This window comes from Halomonas sp. LBP4 (genome assembly GCF_003202205.1).
Lineage (GTDB): Bacteria > Pseudomonadota > Gammaproteobacteria > Pseudomonadales > Halomonadaceae > Halomonas > Halomonas flagellata.
Window position 1 is genome coordinate 210028 of sequence record NZ_PDOG01000005.1, and the last position, 19685, is coordinate 229712.

At 63.2% G+C, this 19685-nt stretch carries 27 protein-coding genes; all 27 read left to right on the plus strand.

Going from position 1 to position 19685, the window contains the following annotated elements:
• Positions 1–417 precede the first annotated feature (417 nt).
• The 27 genes from mobI (at position 418) to CR157_RS17445 (ending at position 19671) form a co-directional block, all read left to right on the plus strand.
• Positions 418–939, plus strand: coding sequence for a conjugative transfer protein MobI(A/C) (gene mobI / locus CR157_RS17320; protein WP_110284786.1), 522 nt, complete (start codon positions 418–420; stop codon positions 937–939).
• A 16-nt stretch (positions 940–955) separates the two neighbouring features.
• The gene (locus CR157_RS22395) at positions 956–1222 is read left to right on the plus strand and encodes a hypothetical protein (RefSeq protein WP_146218724.1); all 267 of its coding nucleotides are present in this window, start codon (positions 956–958) and stop codon (positions 1220–1222) included.
• A gap of 2570 nt (positions 1223–3792) precedes the next feature.
• Positions 3793–4239, plus strand: coding sequence for a hypothetical protein (locus tag CR157_RS17325; protein ID WP_219999972.1), 447 nt, complete (start codon positions 3793–3795; stop codon positions 4237–4239).
• Positions 4229–4699, plus strand: coding sequence for a PD-(D/E)XK nuclease family protein (locus CR157_RS17330; RefSeq protein WP_110284787.1), 471 nt, complete (start codon positions 4229–4231; stop codon positions 4697–4699). Before CR157_RS17325 ends, CR157_RS17330 begins: the two co-directional genes overlap by 11 nt.
• A gap of 62 nt (positions 4700–4761) precedes the next feature.
• A complete protein-coding gene (locus CR157_RS17335) occupies positions 4762–5289 on the plus strand; it encodes a hypothetical protein (RefSeq protein ID WP_146218725.1) in 528 nt (175 codons plus the stop codon).
• The gene (locus CR157_RS17340) at positions 5286–5609 is read left to right on the plus strand and encodes a hypothetical protein (RefSeq protein WP_110284789.1); all 324 of its coding nucleotides are present in this window, start codon (positions 5286–5288) and stop codon (positions 5607–5609) included. Before CR157_RS17335 ends, CR157_RS17340 begins: the two co-directional genes overlap by 4 nt.
• 22 nt (positions 5610–5631) lie before the next feature.
• Positions 5632–6504 (plus strand): DsbA family protein, encoded by an 873-nt coding sequence (locus tag CR157_RS17345; protein ID WP_258364216.1) that lies wholly within the window; start codon positions 5632–5634, stop codon positions 6502–6504.
• A gap of 504 nt (positions 6505–7008) precedes the next feature.
• A complete protein-coding gene (locus tag CR157_RS17355) occupies positions 7009–7605 on the plus strand; it encodes a thermonuclease family protein (protein WP_258364221.1) in 597 nt (198 codons plus the stop codon).
• 125 nt (positions 7606–7730) lie between these two features.
• Complete coding sequence (locus CR157_RS17360; protein WP_146218726.1) at positions 7731–8003, plus strand: hypothetical protein; 273 nt, start codon at positions 7731–7733, stop codon at positions 8001–8003.
• 255 nt (positions 8004–8258) lie between these two features.
• Positions 8259–8450, plus strand: coding sequence for a hypothetical protein (locus CR157_RS17365; RefSeq protein WP_146218727.1), 192 nt, complete (start codon positions 8259–8261; stop codon positions 8448–8450).
• Positions 8451–8549: 99 nt separating this feature from the next.
• Positions 8550–9134 carry a hypothetical protein gene (locus tag CR157_RS17370; protein ID WP_110284794.1) on the plus strand — a complete coding sequence of 195 codons (585 nt, stop codon included), beginning with the start codon at positions 8550–8552 and terminating at the stop codon, positions 9132–9134.
• 651 nt (positions 9135–9785) lie between these two features.
• Positions 9786–10142, plus strand: a complete 357-nt coding sequence (locus tag CR157_RS22400; protein WP_146218728.1) for a hypothetical protein — start codon at positions 9786–9788, stop codon at positions 10140–10142.
• Positions 10139–10960 carry a hypothetical protein gene (locus CR157_RS17375; RefSeq protein WP_110284795.1) on the plus strand — a complete coding sequence of 274 codons (822 nt, stop codon included), beginning with the start codon at positions 10139–10141 and terminating at the stop codon, positions 10958–10960. Before CR157_RS22400 ends, CR157_RS17375 begins: the two co-directional genes overlap by 4 nt.
• Entirely contained in the window at positions 10957–11304 is a 348-nt protein-coding gene (locus tag CR157_RS17380; protein WP_110284796.1) for a hypothetical protein, read from the plus strand. The genes CR157_RS17375 and CR157_RS17380 overlap by 4 nt, the downstream gene beginning before the upstream one ends.
• Positions 11305–11316: 12 nt before the next feature.
• Positions 11317–11520 (plus strand): hypothetical protein, encoded by a 204-nt coding sequence (locus CR157_RS17385; RefSeq protein ID WP_110284797.1) that lies wholly within the window; start codon positions 11317–11319, stop codon positions 11518–11520.
• A 39-nt stretch (positions 11521–11559) separates the two neighbouring features.
• Positions 11560–12729 carry a recombination-associated protein RdgC gene (locus CR157_RS17390; protein WP_110284798.1) on the plus strand — a complete coding sequence of 390 codons (1170 nt, stop codon included), beginning with the start codon at positions 11560–11562 and terminating at the stop codon, positions 12727–12729.
• Between the two features lie 128 nt (positions 12730–12857).
• Positions 12858–13082 (plus strand): hypothetical protein, encoded by a 225-nt coding sequence (locus tag CR157_RS17395; RefSeq protein ID WP_110284799.1) that lies wholly within the window; start codon positions 12858–12860, stop codon positions 13080–13082.
• Between the two features lie 52 nt (positions 13083–13134).
• The gene (locus CR157_RS17400; protein ID WP_110284800.1) at positions 13135–13767 is read left to right on the plus strand and encodes a hypothetical protein; all 633 of its coding nucleotides are present in this window, start codon (positions 13135–13137) and stop codon (positions 13765–13767) included.
• 3 nt (positions 13768–13770) lie between these two features.
• Complete coding sequence (locus CR157_RS17405) at positions 13771–14001, plus strand: hypothetical protein (protein ID WP_110284801.1); 231 nt, start codon at positions 13771–13773, stop codon at positions 13999–14001.
• A 2-nt stretch (positions 14002–14003) separates the two neighbouring features.
• Positions 14004–14735, plus strand: coding sequence for a DUF2786 domain-containing protein (locus CR157_RS17410; RefSeq protein ID WP_110284802.1), 732 nt, complete (start codon positions 14004–14006; stop codon positions 14733–14735).
• 82 nt (positions 14736–14817) lie between these two features.
• A complete protein-coding gene (locus CR157_RS17415) occupies positions 14818–16068 on the plus strand; it encodes a site-specific DNA-methyltransferase (protein WP_110284803.1) in 1251 nt (416 codons plus the stop codon).
• Between the two features lie 17 nt (positions 16069–16085).
• Complete coding sequence (locus tag CR157_RS17420) at positions 16086–17168, plus strand: endonuclease (protein WP_110284804.1); 1083 nt, start codon at positions 16086–16088, stop codon at positions 17166–17168.
• Positions 17169–17189: 21 nt separating this feature from the next.
• Positions 17190–17753, plus strand: coding sequence for a dual specificity protein phosphatase family protein (locus tag CR157_RS17425; protein ID WP_110284805.1), 564 nt, complete (start codon positions 17190–17192; stop codon positions 17751–17753).
• A 121-nt stretch (positions 17754–17874) separates the two neighbouring features.
• Positions 17875–18117: a hypothetical protein gene (locus CR157_RS17430; protein ID WP_110284806.1), complete on the plus strand. Its 243-nt coding sequence runs from the start codon at positions 17875–17877 to the stop codon at positions 18115–18117.
• 44 nt (positions 18118–18161) lie between these two features.
• Positions 18162–18749, plus strand: a complete 588-nt coding sequence (locus tag CR157_RS17435) for a hypothetical protein (RefSeq protein ID WP_110284807.1) — start codon at positions 18162–18164, stop codon at positions 18747–18749.
• Between the two features lie 77 nt (positions 18750–18826).
• Positions 18827–19189, plus strand: a complete 363-nt coding sequence (locus tag CR157_RS17440) for a hypothetical protein (RefSeq protein ID WP_110284808.1) — start codon at positions 18827–18829, stop codon at positions 19187–19189.
• The gene (locus tag CR157_RS17445; RefSeq protein WP_110284809.1) at positions 19186–19671 is read left to right on the plus strand and encodes a response regulator transcription factor; all 486 of its coding nucleotides are present in this window, start codon (positions 19186–19188) and stop codon (positions 19669–19671) included. Before CR157_RS17440 ends, CR157_RS17445 begins: the two co-directional genes overlap by 4 nt.
• Positions 19672–19685: the final 14 nt, after the last annotated feature.

Consider the following 19685-nt stretch of genomic DNA (forward strand, 5'->3'; position numbering starts at 1 on the left):
AGCCGTTTCAGCCGCCCACCAAGTCACACCCAAGTGGCGCTCAAAAGCCGCTCCTGACCCTTACCGGCCGTGCCAATGTCACTACCTGGACCACGGCATCACCCCCGACCCCGCACTCTGAAGTGAACATAGGAAGACGACCCACGCACCTCCGGCGACGCCAGCACCCATCGTCACAGCGCTTTCCAAATGGCTGATATCGATGTGCCCTCCATGGCTATCTACCAACTTGGTAGACATACAAGTAGGTAGTGGCGTTTCTACCAATAATTGGTAGACTAAGGCTGGCCGTAGCCGAGGGATCTCGATCCGCTGAGAGGTAGAACCGTGCTGTCTACCAAGAGATAGTTATGGGTGGGAAATGGGCGTCAGCCGCCCCAGCCAAAAAGGGGGTGAAGTGTGGTAAGGACTGAGGAGTTGCGACGCGTCACCGAGGAGGGATCGTCCTCTGATGACAACGCGCTGAAGCTACCAGACATCGGGGCATCGTCTACCACGGCGATCCAGCAGCTCGAGCAGCTGCTCGAACACGAGTTCTATGCGGCTGCAGCTCACGCTCGTCTAATCTGCGATGCGTACTGGAGCAACATGCAGGACGAGCTCGCCTCAGGTGCGGAGGACGCGACGCTACAGACACGGGTGCGTGTCATCGACGGGACGTTGCAGGCGGTCTGGATGCGAGCGACAGGACCGGCGCGATCGGGCCCTTCGAAAGGCCGGTATTATGCTAAGCAGCTGCCGAAGGGTACGGCCAGCAATAATCCAAACTACAGCAAGGCAACATTTACCCGCTGCCCTTCCTGGGAAAAGGAACTAGCGGAGTATGTCGAGGGGCATTACGCGAAACAGCGTGAGCGGGCAATGATACTCACCCAGATGCGCCGATTGATGCGACGCTACAAGAAGGTTGTTGACCAGAGCTACGAAGATTACAAATAGGATGAGGGTGAATGACATGTCGAAGTATCGCACTGCATCGTCACCACATAGCGTTTCAGCGACAGCGATTGCCAGAACATCTGGGAATACAGGTGGCATGTCAGTTCATCGAGAAATGAACATTGAGGCAGGTAACCGCGAACATGCTCGATTCGACGCAGAGGTTCGTCGTTACATGCAGGATGGTGCTTCATCTAATCTCAAGCACCGTCGTTTCATGACATTGGTCACAGGTGCTGCTGTCAGCATTCTGGGTATCGTATTTGTCACGACTATGCTTTGACCAATCTCTGCAAGTACATGTATCACGGCGGCAATCTATAATGACGCGAAGGGGCTACGGATTTGCCCCTTTCTCTAGTCCGGGGTGATCTGGGTATCCACATGTCGAGGCCAGATACATATCAGTCTGGCATCCAGGATGACCGCCCTCCCCTGCCCGGTATTCGAATACCACCACAACACGGTATAAGCGTGATCGTGTTTTGTCATTTTGTGGCACCCGCACTTATCACCGACTTCCTTAATGCTGTTTACGCTTCATTTCCCGCTACGTATCGATAGTGTTGTCCATCCTGAATTTTTATGGTGGATGATCATTCAAGACACCCGCCCTCCACTGCTCTGTCACCACATTTCATCCGCAGCTGAAACATAACAATTGGGGATCTCCTGCTGTGCGGTTATGCACCGAATAAGCCTTTCATACTTAAAGCTAGTTACAATGTCCTCACGGCATTGCGTGCTGTCTTATTATTCTCAACGCCTATGACGTGATGAAACGCATCAGTCACCAGGTTGATGACTCGAGGATCATCTCCAGCGGGCGTTCTTAACGAGTGTGGTGGCATTGATGTTATCGAACCCACATATTGAGCACGACTGACCAGAGACACTCTCCTGAGTGATCCGTGCGTGACATATCGTGAGAGGGCTGTGATAACCCCCATGTAGGCAACATTGCCGGAGAGCACCTCGAAACCGGCCTCCGGGAAGGCCTCTGTGAGCCTCGATCGCCACCTTAGGCGGCCTCTACCCTTCCCTATCGCCAGAAACGCTCCTGTGCGCCCTGTGAAGCGAATACGCGGCATCCGAGCTCATGCCGCATCATCGAGGGTTTGGTCAGCGCCTCGAGCAGCACCATCACGGAGCACACCGAGATGACACCTCGTTACAGGCCGGCGTCTGCCCGCACCGAGCAAGAGCCCTTGTCTGTTCTGATGGTTCATTGCGATGACTGCGGTTAGCGAAGGCTGGGCAACCCTGCTGGCGCCATCGAGACAGCATCTCAGTTTTTCGTCGGCGCATCGGTCGCTGTGGAAACGACCCTTTCGTTACCCGGGTGCCGCGGTGCCGCCGCGCCTCAGCTCCGCCTCAATCCATGCACGGCGCATCCCCTGCTCGATGACGTACCGAGACGTTGCGGCTGCTCCCACAGCAGATCATTGATGACGTCGTGTCGGGAAGCCTGGCGCCGCCGCGAGAGAACAACTGCTACGTCATGAAGCCAACGTCGCCGCGGTGCCGGTGCCAATGCCGCGCTCGCGTGTTCGATCCAGATCCCAGGACAAGAGGCGATCCCGGCAGAGTCTCGTTGCACGGGTGATTCAGGATAGCGAAGCGCCGGCCCCCTACTCTCCCCAAGGGATGTGGTGTCTGAACAACGAGCCCAGAGTTGCCGTGCACCCGGGTATGGTCTCCGGTCCTATCATGGCGAGACTGATCCAGCCCAGGCCCAGCACGGAACGTGAGGCGCTGCTGCTGCTGTCGCGCCGGGGCGAGCTATCCCATTGAGATCGAGCATCCTGGCCTAGATGACAACCCTCCGTGGGCCGAAGCCCAGGTGGGCGGGAGTTGCTTCGAGCACACCAGCGACGCCCTGGGACAGGGGTTGGCACATGGCGACTTCATCATCTCGACCAAATTATCCGGCACGTCGTCGGGACACGTCATCGACACCGCCGCCTCGTCGACGCACCGCCCGTGCACCAGGATCTCGGGCAAGGTTTCCACGTGACGCCGGCACGTCACCTCCCGCATCTGTCACCCGAGGCTATCCACAGATCGAGTGGACAAGGTTGTGGAATACGCTGTCACGTCAGACCGCTAAGCCGTTGCCCTTGCTAGGACTATCCCAGCACGCTGCATTCTCGAGACACGGTGGTCAAAAATTGATCGACAATCGCTCCTGGTCTCGACCAATGACGGTGGCACCTCTCGATGGCCTCACAACTGCCATGGCCTGGATCTGACACGTTGCGTCATGGACCACTACCCCCTGAATTCGAGGTCTGCTGCACCGTGACGTCATTCCTTCTAAAGCCGTTGTAGCATCCATGCATTTGGACCCCTCGCCCCACTGTCACATCGCCACATCATCAGGGCACTTCGCGTCTATCGAGGGACGCTTAAACATCCATCCAGAGCCGTTATGAATCCACATACCATAGCGCATGTGATGGACTATTCCTTTCTATGACAGAGCGGCAGGAGGAAGTCCGTAGAAAGCCGTTAGGGAAGCCACTGGCGTGCTGATTTGCGTGATTCCGGATACCTCGTATGGTGCTGGCAAGGGTCACTGGTGTTTCTCAAGCGGCTTTAGAAAGCCACCATAGGTGCGGTAGGCAGAAAATATGCACGTAGAGGCCGGAGAAGGGCAGCGACAACACGAAAGGCCAAAACCCTTGGTCATCATATGCACTACAGAGCCGCCACAGCATCCTTATAAAGACCCTTGGTCCACCATGATACGACTCTGAAGGAGACGGCTTAGAAGAAGCAACGATGAGACCTCTCTATGAGTCTCCACAGTGTCTCTATAACGGCTTTTGAAAGCCCCAGGAATCAATAACGATGGATGCACCTATGACACCAACAGATCACCTGACGGACTGGCTCGACGAGCTTGAGTGCGCCCTGCTGGCGCTGGATGACGCTCCTGTCGAATGTGACGGCATGACCTACGCATTGAGCGTCCTGCTCACAGACGCCGGCATCCCCCACCACGCCTACTGCGGATTTGTTCGAGACAGCCGTCGCCAGGCTGTCGTGAGTCCCCATTGCTGGATCGCGCTCGACAGCGGAGAGATCCTCGATTTGCGTCTGCGCATGTGGCTTGGCGATCACGACGACATCCCGCATGGCGTGGTGCAGGTGCACGACCAGGCCTGGTTGGAGTACCGGGGCCACCGTATCGATGGAGCACCGCTGAGCCGCTCGATCCTCAGCGTCATGACTGATGGGCGCATCGACCAGGTTCGCCTGCCGCCACCCCCTCAGGAGAATCGCCATGGGACCTGAACTGTTCACCCTTTTCCTGGTGCTGGCGCTGGGGGTCACCCTGATCGACGCGATCAGCCGCCGCGTATTCGGCAAGCGCGTTCACTGGACCGCCCAGGAACGGATGCCGCGGGAACTCCAGCTAGGCAAGCTGGTGATGTCCGAGTCACCGATCAGCACCCAGTACCCGGTCGCACTCCATGGCACACCTGACCAGGTGTTCCTCAACCACAAGGGAGTGCTCGTCCCGGTCGACACCAAGCTACGCCGTGACGCACGCACCACAGGCGCCGACCGGCTGCAGCTATCCGTCTACGCCACGATTCTCGCCCATACGCGAAGCGAGCCCGTGGCCAGCTACGGCTATGTCCGCGTCGTAACCTCTGGGCGGCGTCCCCGCTACCGGAAGGTATGGCTGCTCCCGGATGGCAAGGTCGTCGCCAAGCAACGCGCTATGCGGTCAGCGGCGGCAAGGGCATGAGCGCCCTCCCCGTTCCCACGTGTCACAGAGCCCTTCAAGGGCACGTCCAGACCCCTTGCGTATTGGCGGATATCCGTATCATCGACGACAAGAATCCAACATGCGGATCGACACCTGAAATGCGGCTACTGAACACATTGCTGGAGGGTCAGGGGCCGGAGGTGCTGGAGTTTGTTGACGAGCTCCTGGAGCACAAGAACGGACTGCTCGACTACCGCGTCCAGCAGGCATCGTTCACTGACATGGCGCTGTGGGGGGTCGATGCAGAGCAGTGGAGCCTGGCCAAGCGAGCCGTCGCCGTACAACGGCTTCACGAGCGACTCACCGCGGCGTTTCCCTACGTCACCCTGAGTCACCAGAAAGGCCTGCAGGCGACGACGTCGGGCCAGTGGTTCTGCATCGAGGCCGGCGAGCAGCTCAGGCCCATGGTGATCACCACTTGGCTGGGCCGAGATGTAGACCTGATCGATGAGATGACCTTCAGCCAGATGGTCCTGGCACTCCCCAAGGGGAGGACGCTGATCCTGCAAGGCCGGAGAACGACACCGAACATGATCGCCAGCGCAGCTGGCCGGAGGGTAGAGCAATGAGCACCAAAAATACCGTGCGGGATGACCGTCTGTACTTCACCGAAGCCGAGCAGGCGGCCTTTGGCCGCTGCGGCACCCTGACGCTGCTCGCCATCGCGCTGCAGGTCCTGCTCTATCCCGACCTCGGGGTGTGGGCAGCGGCAGTGATCGGAGCCTGCGGCACCGTGCCGATCATGCTCGCCTACGGGCGGAACAAGCCACTGCTGTTCAGCGTGGCCATCGCCACCATGGCCGGCGTCGGCATGCTCGCCCAGTTCATCTATGGCCTGTTCTTCCGTGCCGCGTTTGGCGCTTTCGAAAGCCTGCTAGCACTCACCTGACCCCATGAAGAAGGAACACCCCGTGTCCCAGTCATCGACCTCCTTTTCCTCCAAGTCCATGCCGCTAGCCATTGGCGCCGCGGTGGGAATCTTCTTCGTTGCGGCCATCGGCTATACCGCCTGGAGTGCCAACCAGAAGGCCGACGATACCCAGCAGGCCGTGGCGCAACTGACCGATGCCGTCACCACCCTGGTCGAGTCGCAGTCCAAGTCCCAACAGTTCTCCAGCCAGGAAGCCTTCCAGGAGGCGGTGAGTGCCTCCATCCGCGCCCATGCCGAAGCAGCTCGGCAGGCAGAGGTGGATGCCCGCTACGCGCCTTATAAAGATGCCGCGGACGAGACGCCAGAGGGGCAGTGGATCTACGGCGACCTGGACGCCCGATTCACTCTGGTCGAGTACGCTGACACCGAGTGTGGCTACTGCAAGCGGTTCCACGGTACGCCGAAATCCATCGTCGACGGCAGCAACGGCAACGTGAACTGGGAGTACAAGCATCTGACCGTGCTCGGCGACACCTCGGTTGTCCAGGCACAGGCCGCCGAGTGCATTGGCGAGCAGCTCGGCAACAAGGGGTTCTGGGTCGCGATCCAGGAGATCTACGACAAGACCGGCAGCAACGGCACCGGTGCGGGCAATCTGACCAAGCTGGCCGGCAGTGTCGGCGCTGACGACGAAGCCTTCCAGAGCTGCATGGCAGAAGGGCGTCACCGCAACCGGATCGACCAGGAAACGCAGATGGCACGCTCCCAGGGCATCACGGGCACGCCGGCCACGGTCGTCGTCGACAACCAGACCGGGCAAATGCAGCTGCTGGCTGGCGCCCAGCCGGCTCAGGCCTTCATCGGGGCCATGAAAGGGCTGGTCGCCAAGGCCGCCGAAGAAGGGGAGGGCTGATCATGCCGCTTCCCATACCGCCAGTCGGACTGGCCATCGCAGCGGGGGTATTCCTTATGCGCTCATCCCTCAGTGGTGTCGTGCTCGGGTCCATCTTCACCATGGCCGCCTTCCACCTGTGGCCTGACATGATGCAGACCCCCTTTACCTGGGTCGGCCAGGGGCTGCAAGCCATCGGACTCCAGTAGTGATGCACGCCAGACCCCACCACGAACACCTCTCGGCAGCCCCGGGAGGTGTTCCGCATGCGGAACACCCCATCTCAAGTCCGAGGTGCCGAGGAGGGCGCAGACCCGCCTCAAGTGTTCCGCATGCGGAACACCTCAGCACCCGATTGCGATATCACGTCAGGTGAGCGGAATCCGCCCCAGGTGTTCCGCATGCGGAACACCCTGAGTCACCCCTAGCACGTGCGCGAGGGCCTCGATCAGGCCTCATCGACACCAGAGGATCACCGTCATGATCACCCATTCCCGCATATTCCCCCGATGGATCGCTGCCTTGGTGCTGGCGCTGATCGCATCTCCCGTGCTCGGCCAGACCTACGATGGCCGAGTCAGCCATGTACTCGCCGCGGACAGGGTGCGGGTCACCATCGTCACCACCTGCCTCGAGCCAGGATGCCCTGAGCTGGGTGACTCCCTGCGGATCAGCCTGTCCGAGATCGATGCGCCCGAGGGTGATCAACCGCATGGCGAAGAATCCACCGATGCGCTGCTGGCGCGGGTCCACGAGAAGGTGGTGACGGTCATGCAGGAGGGCGCCAACGAGCAAGGCCGACCTGTCGGCCACCTCTACCTGGAGGGCGAATGGCTGAATGGCTGGTTGGTCAGTGAAGGCCTTGCCTGGGTCAATCCGCCTTCGGCCAAGACCATGGCACTTCATGACCTGCAGGACGACGCCCGAGCACAGCACCGGGGACTGTGGCGACAGCCAGCCCCGGTGGAGCCTTGGGAGTGGCGTGATGGAGCGAGAGAGTCGGTTGGCCCGGCGGAGACGACCGATCAACCGCAAGAGCCGCATGCCCGGCTATCCCCAGCGGCGCTGGATGGCGCACACAACCTGGTGCGCAGCATGCTGCGTGCCGTGACCAACGGATAAGGAGCCAACCCACCATGTGGCGACTACGCCTGCTGTACCTGGGCCATCGCTATGTCCCGATGCGTCCAGATAGCTTCCTTGCGCAGAGTGCCATTCTCGTCATAGTTGGCGCAGGTGTAGTGTCCATGTACCTGAACAGAGAGCCGCCAGCCCTCTTCACGATCGGTGCAGGCGTTGCCGTGATGGCCCTCCAGGTGACGACCATACTGCAGTTCCCGGGGATCGCCGACGGCCTGTCATGGAGTGGCCTGATCATCGAGGAGCTGAAGTCCTCTCGAGGTGTCACCCACGACACCGACATGGGCGCCGCTCGGCGCCAGATCGTACGCTACCTCCCGGAGTACGGCGACGTGCCCCACGACGTGGTGCGCCAAAGGCTCCAGGCCTCCCGTTCATAGTCCCACGGCACCGTTCCCCACGGCGCTACTGTCAACAAATATCAAGCCGTTGACTATCCGGGTTCAGATCGGGGGCGGTTTAATACTATGATAAAAAAGCTCCAAGTCAGATCTGACTCTTATTATTTCGAAAACGCCCATGAAGGGCATGAGCGAAAGGCATTGTGAGCGAGATCACTGCTAGCGTGTATGTGCCTGCGACAGAAGCTCGCGCACGCTAGGGGAGCCAGAATGTGCCTTTCTGTGAAGCACCGAGTGACTGACGACTACGTTCTCGCCTACCGTCATCAACGCGGCTTGGAGCCGAGCTTCAGCGAATCCAAGGGCGATCTGTGCGAGGATGGCCGTGGTGGCTATCTGCTCGAAGAGTTTGAGGAAATGACGGAGGCCTTCCATCAGGGCGTATCCGGAGCCGCGCCGCACAGCATTTCGGTAGGGGCCCACTGAACCATGGACAGCAACTACTGCCTAACGCCGCGCAGACGGCCAATGAACCAAGAACAACCCGGCGTCACGAGAAGACATTCGACTTTCAAGAGAGACACCATGCCCGCTAGCTTCCTACAGGAGATGGCCTACCAGTACCTGACCGACAAGGAGACTCTTGATCGCGTCCAGGTGTGGCAAGCGTTCCGACGACACAGCGACGCGGAACTGGCAGCCCAATGCAAGGCAGCGCTTGGGCTCGAGCGCTCTCCCTTCACTGATCAGGATATCACCGACGCGTTTTATCAACTGCGAGTCGCCAATGCCGGCGATCTCGGCATCTATGCTCTGAAGATCCTGGGTGGCGGCAACATGCCACTACGCACCCATGATCTCACGGATGCCAAGCGCATCCAGCTGGCGCTCCTTGAAGTGTTCGCTGCACGCAGTCTGGCCGTGACGCAGAAACAGGGGCAGTCGGGAGCTAACAGCTCCATGACCGAACTGCTGGGCATTTTCCCGAATCCCCCGAGTCAGCCCCTGGTACTGACCCTGGCGGATCTCGCGGACAAGTACAGCATGCCCCAGGAAGCCCTGGAGCAGGCGTTGGCCGAAGAGGAGAGGGCTCTCTCCAAGCGCCGCATTGACATCCTCGAAGCCCACTACCCGTCGTCGCCGAGCGCCTCGGTCGTCTCCCTTCACTGATGCCATGCCCAGGGTGTTCCGCATGCGGAACACATCCCTGGTCTTACGTGGCCCCGAAGGCATAGTCCTGTCGGTAGTCGCGATCCAGACAATCTTTGTCTGATCTTCACGCCACACCCCAATGCTGAAGGACCCTATCTGCGTCTCGCCAGGTGTTCCGCATGCGGAACACCTGTCTCCATCTGGCGGGCAACGCCACCGGGGCGGCAGGTGAGGGCAGTCCTGGCTGCAATGGAGCCGTAAGCACATCACCGCCCCCGAGGTGAGGTGTTCCGCATGCGGAACACCTCCCTGGCCCTGCATGGCCCCGAGGCAACGCCTTGCCGGCGGCCGTGATCTCAGCGATCTCAACCACGCCTTCTCCCACACTTCCACTGCTGAGCGAGTTCTCTCAGATCAGCTCGACGGGTGTTCCGCATGCGGAACACCATCATGATAGACATTTCGATTGGCGAGAGAATAAAGGGCCTGGGAAATTAACGCCTTCAGCCCTTCAAAGGCACCACCATCCCCCTTGCATCTTTGCCGATATCCGTAGAGTAGGTCTCAAGACCACCTTGTGTGGCCAAGAACTGTGCGGAGGCAGAGGTGAACCGAGACGTGTCCATTGCTGAGCGAGACCCGGCCGTGCTCGTGACGAGCGCCTCCCAGATGCGTGATGCCGAGTGGTCCCCATACCCACCGGACGTCGATGCTATCCGAGCCGCCGGAAATCATGCCTATTACTGGGTGCGCGGCTGGAACTTTTCCAAGCCGGTTGTTGCTGAAGTGGAGCTGATCACGCGCAACGACCCGCTAGAACACAGCGTCATCGTGCGTCGCATAGGGGACCAGCTCCTTGAGGAGCCAGCCCGTAGCCCACGCTTCACGAATCTGGAGCTGCTCCCTAACTGGCTTCCCTTAGAGTGGTCAGGGCCCATTGCCAATTTACAATACCTGCCTTCCATGGTGCCGACTGCTCGTGGCCCGATCGAGGAACTCCCACGGCGTACTGGAGGTGCATCATGATCGAGTGGTTGAGTCCGATACGCCTCACCGGGACCGGTGAGGAAGAGGGCGCCTTCGACAAGGCCATGACGGAAACCGAGATCGCAGCGGTAGCGGATCGGTGGCTTAGGCAGCACCAGTGGGAGACCTACCCTGAGGTCGTCATCGACACCTTCCCGGGGCGGCCAGACATCATCGCGACACGCGCCAGCATCTGCCAGGTGGTTGAGTGCAAGCGATCTTTGACCCTGGGGGTCGTCGAACAGGCATCACGCTGGCGCTGGCAGGACCGACCAGAACAGACTGGCATGCCGCATCTCATCTGGATCGTGGTCCAGCGCAGTCGAGGGCGTCGCAACGAGCTGCTCAGCCATTTGATCCGCGAGTTCGGCCTAGGACTCATGACCATCGAAAAGCATCCGGCGATGCGCTTTCGCTACGACGTCGGGCACGAGGTGCGCCCCCAGGAGTATCGGCTCCATCAAGAGATCAGCCCCACCATCCAGCCCGGGTCACGACGCGCTGCCAGGACCCTGATGGCCCAGCTCAACCCAGACATGCGCATTGCCACTCCAGGGGCTCGGGGAGGCGCAACGACCTTCATGACCCCCTTCAAGCGGACCATGGCCGCCATCGAGCAGTTCATGGCCGACGGCAAGGAACACCACATCGAGCACATCCTCGAGTGGCTGAATACCCACGGCGGACACCATTACGCCACCGATCGTAGTGCCAAGTCGGCATTGCCAGCCCATCTGGACCGCCTCGGGTACCGCCGTACCCGGGACTACGGCCCCTGGTTCGCACATCCCCAAACCGAGAAGGAAGAGCTCGCATGAGCAAGCCGTACCCCAAGTCCCTCGTGACCTTCAACCTGGACGCCTGTACCGACAACATCCGCCAGCAGCTCGAGGCCTGCATGCTGGGCGCCCCTCCCGGTGCTCTCGTCACGCCAACCCCAGCCCCCAGCCGCCTGGCCACCCAGCAGCAAGCGCAGCTCGAGGAGGATCGTCGGGCCATGTCGGTACTGCTCAGCCAATGGCGCGATCTCTACCGCCAGCTGCAGGATGCCGAACCTGAGGAGGACGGCGCCCTGGCGCCCATCGACACCCTGCCGGCCGCCCTGCGCCAGCGTCTCGACGAACTGGATCGGGCCACGGCCAAGGGATACCCGCTGCCCTGAGGAACTGTCGCCATGAAGGTCTCGACCAAGCACTGCTGGCACTGTGGTAGCGACGTCCTGCGCTTGTTCCGAAGCAACAACGAGAAGGTCTGCCACGAGTGCGGCACGGTGATGCCATGGTACATCGAGGAAGGGCAGAAGCCGTTGCTGAGCGCCTCGCGGGATGGCGAGCCGGTCTTCCACCCTAAGCCGTCCAACAGTAGTTCCAGGGCCTGAAATCATTGCCCGCGCCTGACATGACAATAGGAGAGCCCCATGTGGTTCAAGACCGCCATCCTGCATCGCATCCACCAGCCGCCTGAACTGGCTGCTGACGCCCTGGCATCCGCCCTAGAGGAGCACATGAGCCGCCCCCTGGGGGGCAGCGAGCCCAAGCGCATGGGCTGGACGGCCCCGGCAGGGCGCAAGAGCGACGTGCTGCTGCACGAGCTCCAGGGCCACCGCTTGATGACCGCCCTGCGCCAGGAACGCCTGCTACCGGCTAGCGTGGTGCGTGAAGAGGTCGAGGAGCGCTGCGACGAGATCGAGGAGCGAGAGGGCCGCAAGCTGCGCCGTCAGGAGCGCCTCACCATCAAGGAGCAGGTGATCGAGGAATTGTTGCCGCGGGCCTTCGTGCGCTCCAAGAAGGTGGACCTCTGGTGGGACACCCGCCGCGACCTGATCTGCGTGAGCGCCGGCAGCCGCAAGGCCGCCGAGGAAGTGCTGGACCTGCTGCGCGAGACACTGGGCAGTCTGAAGGTCACCCCGCTCGCTACCCAGGAGCTCCCGGTCCGAGCGATGACCCGTTGGCTCAGCGAGCCCGACAGCCGGCCGGCGTGGCTGCTCCTGGGCGACCAGGCCCAGCTCAAGTCCAAGGGCGACGACGCCAGCTTCACGGCGCGTCAGGCCGACCTGGAGGGGGATGAGGTCCGCTCCATGGTCGAGGCCGGCCGGCAGGCGACCAGGATTGCCATCACCCTTGAGGGACAGGCCTCGCTGGTGCTGCAGGACGACTTCACCTTCAAGAGCCTGCGCTTCGATGATGCGCTGATCGAGGAGGCCAACAACGCCGAGGATGACGGTGATGCGGTCATTCGCCTGGAGACGGACTTCGTGCTCATGGCGGACGCCCTGGCCCACATCATCGAGCAGATGCTCGCGGCGCTGGGGGGCGAAGCCAAGGCCACGCCGGCAGCGGCTGAGGCGCCGCAGGAGGACACGGCAGAGGAGGGCGGCGCCAGCGACACCCCGAACGCCACTGACGAACAGGCGCCAGCAGACAGCGATGTCGAAGACGACGCCGCCGAGCGCGAAGAGGTAGCGGCCTTTGGCACCACGGATACCGACGAGGAAGTGGATCGTGAGGGGGGCGACCCCGACCCTCACGACTCGGTCGATGGTCCGTCGGATCATGACGAGGTGAAAGGGGAGGCCGCGGAAGCCTGATCCTAGGTCCTGGCCCGGTTCAGTGCTAGGCCGCGCCCTGTTGCAAAAACCGCGATCACAGCGACAGTAGGCAGCGCGAGAGCCACAGGCCTTCGTCATCACACGGCCCGACAACATGAGGAGGACTCATGTCGGATTTTCGCAACACACGACTCGGCGTCGCCAATGCCGCCCGCCTGATGGACGTCCGCGTCACCGAGCTCAAGCAGGCGGTACGTACCGAGCAACCTCTCCATGGCGTGATGCCGCCGCGGCCGATCGCCCACCTCGGTAAGGCGGCGACCGAGATGTACTTCAACGCCGGCGAGGTCTTGAATGCCGCTGACGCCATGAAAGCCGCTCGACGCCGCTGACTCCCATGGCCAACCCAGCCAGGCCTCACACCCTGAGACAAGGACTCCCGCCATGCATGACCTCCTGTTCTCTGCCGCCCCGGTGGTCCATCGCGAAACGGCACATCTCATTCGCCGTACTGCCGACCCCGTTGCGGAGACCGTCTGCCTCGAACCCTTCGGGGAATCACTGCTGTGGCTACGCGAGACCGAAGCCACCCTGCTGCTGGTGCACCGTGGGGCCACGGTGAAGGAACTGGCCACCTACAACGACTACTACGGCTTCCTGCGCAGCGTGGACGGTGCCCTGGAGGATGTCCCCGGGCTCTGTCACAGCTACCGGGTGACCTCGGACAGCGAGCTGGCGCTGCAGCTGGATCTGGTGGTGATCGATACCTGCGTGAAGCCGGCGATCGAGGAGAAGGCCTGGGGCCACAAGGCCGCCTACCACCGTCTGAACTGGAACAACACCTGGTGGCGACACGATGCCAAGGTACTGGCGGCCTGGGAGTCCACGCCGGCAGCGGAGCGGACCAGCCTGCTGGGGCAGCTCGACGTGGTCTCCCCGGAGCCGAGGCGCGTCGCCACGCACACCGGGCTGTGGCACAGCCTGCGCGACGACGCTGAGCCGACGCTGAACCATGACGCCCTCGCCATCCTGAGCGCCCTGCGCCAGGACACGCTGACCATGGCCGAGGCGGGCTAGTCGATGTTCGCCAAGGGGCCCATGCCGGGCGCGACCCCCAGGCGCGATGCCTTGCGCCATCTCCCCGACGGCGTCTACTGCCGGCGGAGCGAGGCCATGGGGATCACCGGCTATGTCGTCTACCTGCCGGATGGCACACCGATCGTGTCGGCCGGCAATGCCCAACAGGCCTGGCAGAAAGCCGAGGCCTGGGGCCAACGTCACCTCGCATCCTCAGTGCCCACCAGGAGCTGATCATGGACCGCCGTGCCCTCGACAAGATCAAGAAGTGCCTGCGCCTCGCCAAGAGCGACAACGCCAACGAGGCCGCCGCCGCCCTGCGCCAGGCCCAGAAGCTGATGGCCAAGCACGGCCTCAATGACGTCGACGTACAGCTCGCCGACGTGACGCGCCATCGCGCCAAGAGCGGCGCCGTATCCCATCCCCCGCGCTGGCTGTGGCTGCTGATGAGCCTGATCAAGGAGGCCTTTGGGGTCGAATACGTCTACCACACCAAACGCGGTCCACAGACCCGCTGGCGCATGGAGGGCAGTGCTGACTTCATCGGGGTAGGGGAGGCCCCGGAGGTCGCTGCCTACGCCTTCTCGATCCTGCACCGCCAGCTCAAGAAGGACCGCAGTGCCTACCTCAAGGAACTCCCGCCCAGGATGCGCAAGAGCCTCAAGACGCGCCGTGCCGACCTCTTCGCCGAGGCGTGGTTGAGCGCGGTGTACCAGAAGGTCAAGGACCTCACGGTACCGGTGAAGGAGTCGCAGCTGGTCGCGCAGTGGATGGAGCGTGAATACGGCGAGGAAGGCATCGAGGCGGCCCGTGACCGTCGCCACAAGGGCGCTTTGCTCGGGGATGCCGAGGCGATCCGTGAGGGCATCGAGAAGGGCAAGCAGGTCCAGCTGCACCACGGCGTCGGCGGCAGCGCCGCCCCCGAGGCGTTGCCCGGCAGGGTGGCCGAAGCAGAGGCCCTTGCATGATCTCAGCATTCCGTAACCTGACAGCTACCCGAGAGGCCGCCGACGCGGTCTCTCTTCCACGCTTTCAGGAGACGCTGGCCCCATGACCCAACCCGCAGCCCAGCTCGACATGTTCGGCCATGTGCTCGGCGCCTACGCCGCCACCGCCGAGCGCCCCATGGACAATGCCACCCTGTACCAGGCAGTAGCCCAGCGTGCCGGCCTCGGGGAAGCCACCGTGACCCGGGTGGAACCCGTCGGCGAGGCCGCGACGCCTCGCAACGTCTTCTATCGCCAGGTGCGCTGGTACCAGCAGTCGCTCAAGGCGCTTGGCCTGGTCGAGCGCGTCGAGGGCAAGCGAGGCGTTTGGCAGCTGACCGACAAGGCGCGGCGAGACCTGCACCCCATCCGCCGGCCCCTCAAGGTGCTCGCCTTCTCGGCGGATCTGGGCGTGGCCATGTGGTCCGCTGCCGAGGACGTGTTCAACGCCCTCGAGGTGCCCATCACCCTGTGCTTCACCTCGCCGCCGTACCCTCTGCGCGTCTCGCGTGCCTACGGCAACGTCGATGCCCGGGCGATCGTCGACTTCGTGTGCCAGGCGCTGGCGCCGATCATCGAGCGCATGGTCCCCGAAGCCTCGCTGGTACTGAATTTGAGCAATGAGATCTTCCATGAGCGGTCGCCGGCGCGGTCGACCTACCTGGAGCGGCTGACGCTGGCGCTGGAGGACCAGTTCGGCCTCGCCCTCATGGACCGCCTGGTGTGGCACAACCCCTCCAAGCCCCCGGGGCCGATCCAGTGGGCCAGCAAGACGCGCCAGCAGCTCAACGTCGCCTACGAGCCAATCCTGTGGTTCGCCAAGGACCCGGCCCGCGTGAAGAGCGACAACCGTCGCGTCCTCGAGGCCCATACCCCGCGCCAGCAAGCCCTGATCGACAGGGGAGGGGAGCAGCGCACCGCCAGCTACGGCGACGGGGCCTATCGGCTGCGCCCGGGCGATTTCGGCGCCGATACCCCGGGACGGATTCCCCGCAACGTGCTGCGCCGTGGCCATCGCTGTCCCTGGGGCGACCGCTACCGCCAGGCAGCCCAGGACCTGGGGCTGCCGCTGCACGGGGCGGCCATGCCCTACAGCATCCCCGAATTCTTCATCCGCTACCTGACCACCGAGGGAGACCTGGTCGTCGACCCCTTTGCCGGGCGCTCGATGACCGGACGTGCCGCCGAGAGCCTGGGGCGGCGCTGGGTGTGCACCGAGATGATGCTCGAGTACGCCAGCGGCGGTGCCGAGCTCTTCCGTGATGCCCCGGGGTTCGACGCCCCCCTCGACCCGCGCCGGCTGTTTGCCGCCTGACCCAAGGAGACCCGCTGATGCCTCGCTACCTTCGCCGCCTCACCCTGGCACTGCTGCTGGCGCTGATCCCCGTCACCGCGGTCGCGGACATCGTCATCGGCTCGTGGAACATCCGCCATCTCGGGTGGGCCAACGGCAAGCGCTTCGACCAGGTCGCCCAGATCGCCCAGACCATGGACATCGTGGCCATCCAGGAGGTGATGGACCCGGCGGCCGTCGATCGCCTCGAGCAGCGCCTCGAGCGGCAGACCGGCGAAGCCTGGCAATCCATGACCAGCCACCTGATCGGTCGCGGCTCCTATCGCGAGGCCTATGCGTTCCTCTACCGCGACGCCAGCGTGGAGTACGTGGATGGCGCCGTGGTGTTCCTGGACCACGGTGACACCTTCTCCCGAGAGCCCTACTCGGCCCGCTTCAGGAGCCGGCACAGCGGTACCGATTTCGTGCTAGCCAACATCCACGTGCTCTACGGCGACTCGGTCAGCGACCGACTGCCCGAGATTCATGCCCTGGGGGACTACTGGGACTGGCTCGAGGAAGTCTACGGCGACACCCCCCGGGTGCTCGCCTGCGACTGCAACCTGGCCTCGGAACATCGCGGCTGGCGCCCGATGCGGAATCGCGGCGTGGTCTCGGTGGCCAATGACGGCGCCACCACCCTGAGCAGCCACCACGGCGTCTATGCAAATGAGTACGACCACCTGTGGGTGGTCCCCGGTCGCCTGCAGGTCACCGACGCCGGCAAGCTGCGCTTTCCTGAGCTGCTCGGCATCAGCCACGAGCAGGCAAGGGCCACCGTCTCCGACCATGCCCCGGTGTGGATCGCCCTCGGTGATGCCCAGCTGCGCATCGACTCGTCCCTGGGCGCGTCACACGCCAGGGAGTCTCAGGCAGCCAATGACCCCGTCTATGACTGCGTCGATCTCAATCGCAGCCCACGAGATGTTCTGGAGCGCCTGCCCCACATCGGCGAAGCACGCTCCCGGCACGTCGTGGAGGGCCGGCCGTGGGATGCCCCGGAGAGCCTCCAGCGCATCCGTGGCCTGGGGCCCTCGCGGGTAGGAGACATCATCGACAGTGGCCTGCTGTGCCACGGCTAGACCCTCCAGGAGGAGAGCACCATGCATGACCCGACCGATACCGAGCCGCCGGCGGAAGGCGGCGAGAAACGCCGCGTCGTCTTCCTGAGCCAGCGTGAGGCCTGCGACATGGCCCCTGTTCCGGGAGCCGCGATGATCTCCATCACCGATCCGGACAAGCCTGATGCGCCTCTGCAGCCCGGCTGGGAGCGGCTGTTGCGCTGCGCCTTCTACGACGGCACCTACAGCGAGGACATCATCAATTGGGTGAAGCACGACTTCGAACTGCTGTATCAGAGCTACATCACGGCTGAACAGGCGAAAGCGCTGAAGGACTTCCTCGATGACCTCGCCGCACATCAGGTCGAGCAGATCTTCGTCCACTGCTACTTCGGCCGCTCACGCAGTGCCGCCGTCGCCGCCTACCTGGGCGACACCCACGGCTACGCGGTATCGCCAGCGATCGAGAAGCCGAACGCCACGGTGCTGACGTTGTTGAATGATCCCTATCATTTCGAGCCGCTCATCCGCCGCTACCGGCAGCCGGCGGAGGAGGAGACGGCCCCCACGGGCTGGAGGCGCTGGTGGCGCCAGTTCTTCGATTGATCACCAGAACCGCAGGGCACGGTACCGATGGGACATCATGGTGACGTCACGCCCTTGCATCGGGGCCGCTTGGTGAGACGCTAGTGGCACATCCCTCGACCCGACACCCGTGGAGGAGACCATGCACATCCCGGAGCACCAGCGAGTGCCGCTCGTCAGGCGGCGCCAGAAGGCCGGTGGTCGCCCCCTCGATCCCGACGGCGAGCTCGCTACCGCCCGGCGCCTGGGGTTCAACCCCAGCACCTGGCGCCACCGGATGCGCAAGGTGAAGGCCGGCAAGATGAGCCTCGAGGAGGCCATGACCCAGCCCATCATGGGGCGCGAGGAGTACAGCCGCCTGGGTGGCCGCAAGAAGGCACGCTAGACGAGCGTCCGTGGCCCAACGACACACCGACAAGGATCTCACGCATGCCCAGCTACCGAGCCCAGACCGACAAGGGCGACATCCATTTCCATGGCGACCTGGGTGAGCATTGCGCCGACTGCAGCGACGTGGCGGGCTGGCTGTGCGACTTCCCGATTGGCGGCGACCTGACCTGTGATCGCCGCCTCTGCGAGCGGCATGGCCGGGTCGTAGGCGACAACGCGCACTACTGCCTCACCCACTACCGGCAATGGCGTGCCATGAACCCGGGTGAGCCCGACTACCAGATGACTCACTTGCGCCGCGACACCCTGCCCGCCATGGCGCAGGTGGCCCTGGGCTTCCTCAAGGAAGCCTTCGATCGCCGCGACCAGGGGCACCGGGGAGAGGGCATCACGCCGTTCCTTCGCAACAGCGCGATCCCGCTGGGCGCCGATGGCGTCAGGGTCGTCCAGGGGGACGTGGAAGATGCCCCCTTCGAGTCGCTGGCAGGCGGGCTGCGCTGGTGCCTCGAGCATGGCCTGATCGAGGTCTGCTGGCGCAAGCCCCCGGGGCGCGACGCCCAGCCGTGGTTCGCCATGACCCCCAACGGTCTGGCGGTCATGGAAGGCGAAACGGTCGAGCGGGGCTGATCCCTGGCAAGACACGCCCCCGGCAACCGGACATGCAAGCGGCCCCGCCCGCAGAGACACCACGAGGAAACCATCGCGTGAAGATGACCAAGGGCGACTTTGACGCCTTCCTGGACGACGACGCCTTCTGGCCCGATGGGCAGTGTCACGACGAGACCGTGTTCCGCATCGATGGCGAGAAGGTCGAGGAGGTCGCCCCCGCGCTCCCGGACAGCACCCTGATTGTCATCGTGGACGGCGTCGTTGCCGATGCCGACATGACGCCGATCCGCTCGCTCAAGGCCCATGCACGCCGCTGGCAGGCCGCCGTGGCCAGCGGGGAGTTCGCGGTGCTGGGATTCGTCGACCTGTCCCTCGAGCTGGCCGCGGTGAGAGCTATCCTCTACCCCGAGTCACGACCGCTGACAGCCACCATCATCGGCGCAGGAGTCACCGCATGAAGGCGAAGGACAAGGTGCATCAGGTCTACCCGGAGGCGACCTGTCTCCGCGAGACAGGCAGCTTCGCGTCAGGCACCACCCGTTTCAAGGTCCTGCCGCGACCGAACGCACGCAAGGCACTTGCCATGGACAATCAAGAACGCAGGGCCTGGGCCAGTGCCTGGCGCGAGATCCAACGGAAGGGGGAACCAATGTCACGTCCCGACAGCGAGGCACGAGTCAAAACCGCCACCGTGGGCCTGACCAAGCGCCAGCGCCAGATTGTCTCCCTGCTCGCCGAGGGACACACGGCGGAGCAATGCGCCGCTGCGCTTCATCGCTCGATCGGCACCATACGCCGCCACATCGTCCTTGCCTGCGAGCGGGTTTACGCCCGCAACACCACTCACCTGGTCGCCCTGGCCATCACTCATGGATGGGTGGTGCTTGAGCCAAGGGAAGATCCCTTGGAGGCGCCAGCCGTGGACAAGGCGGTGTCATAGGGATGCAGCGGGGT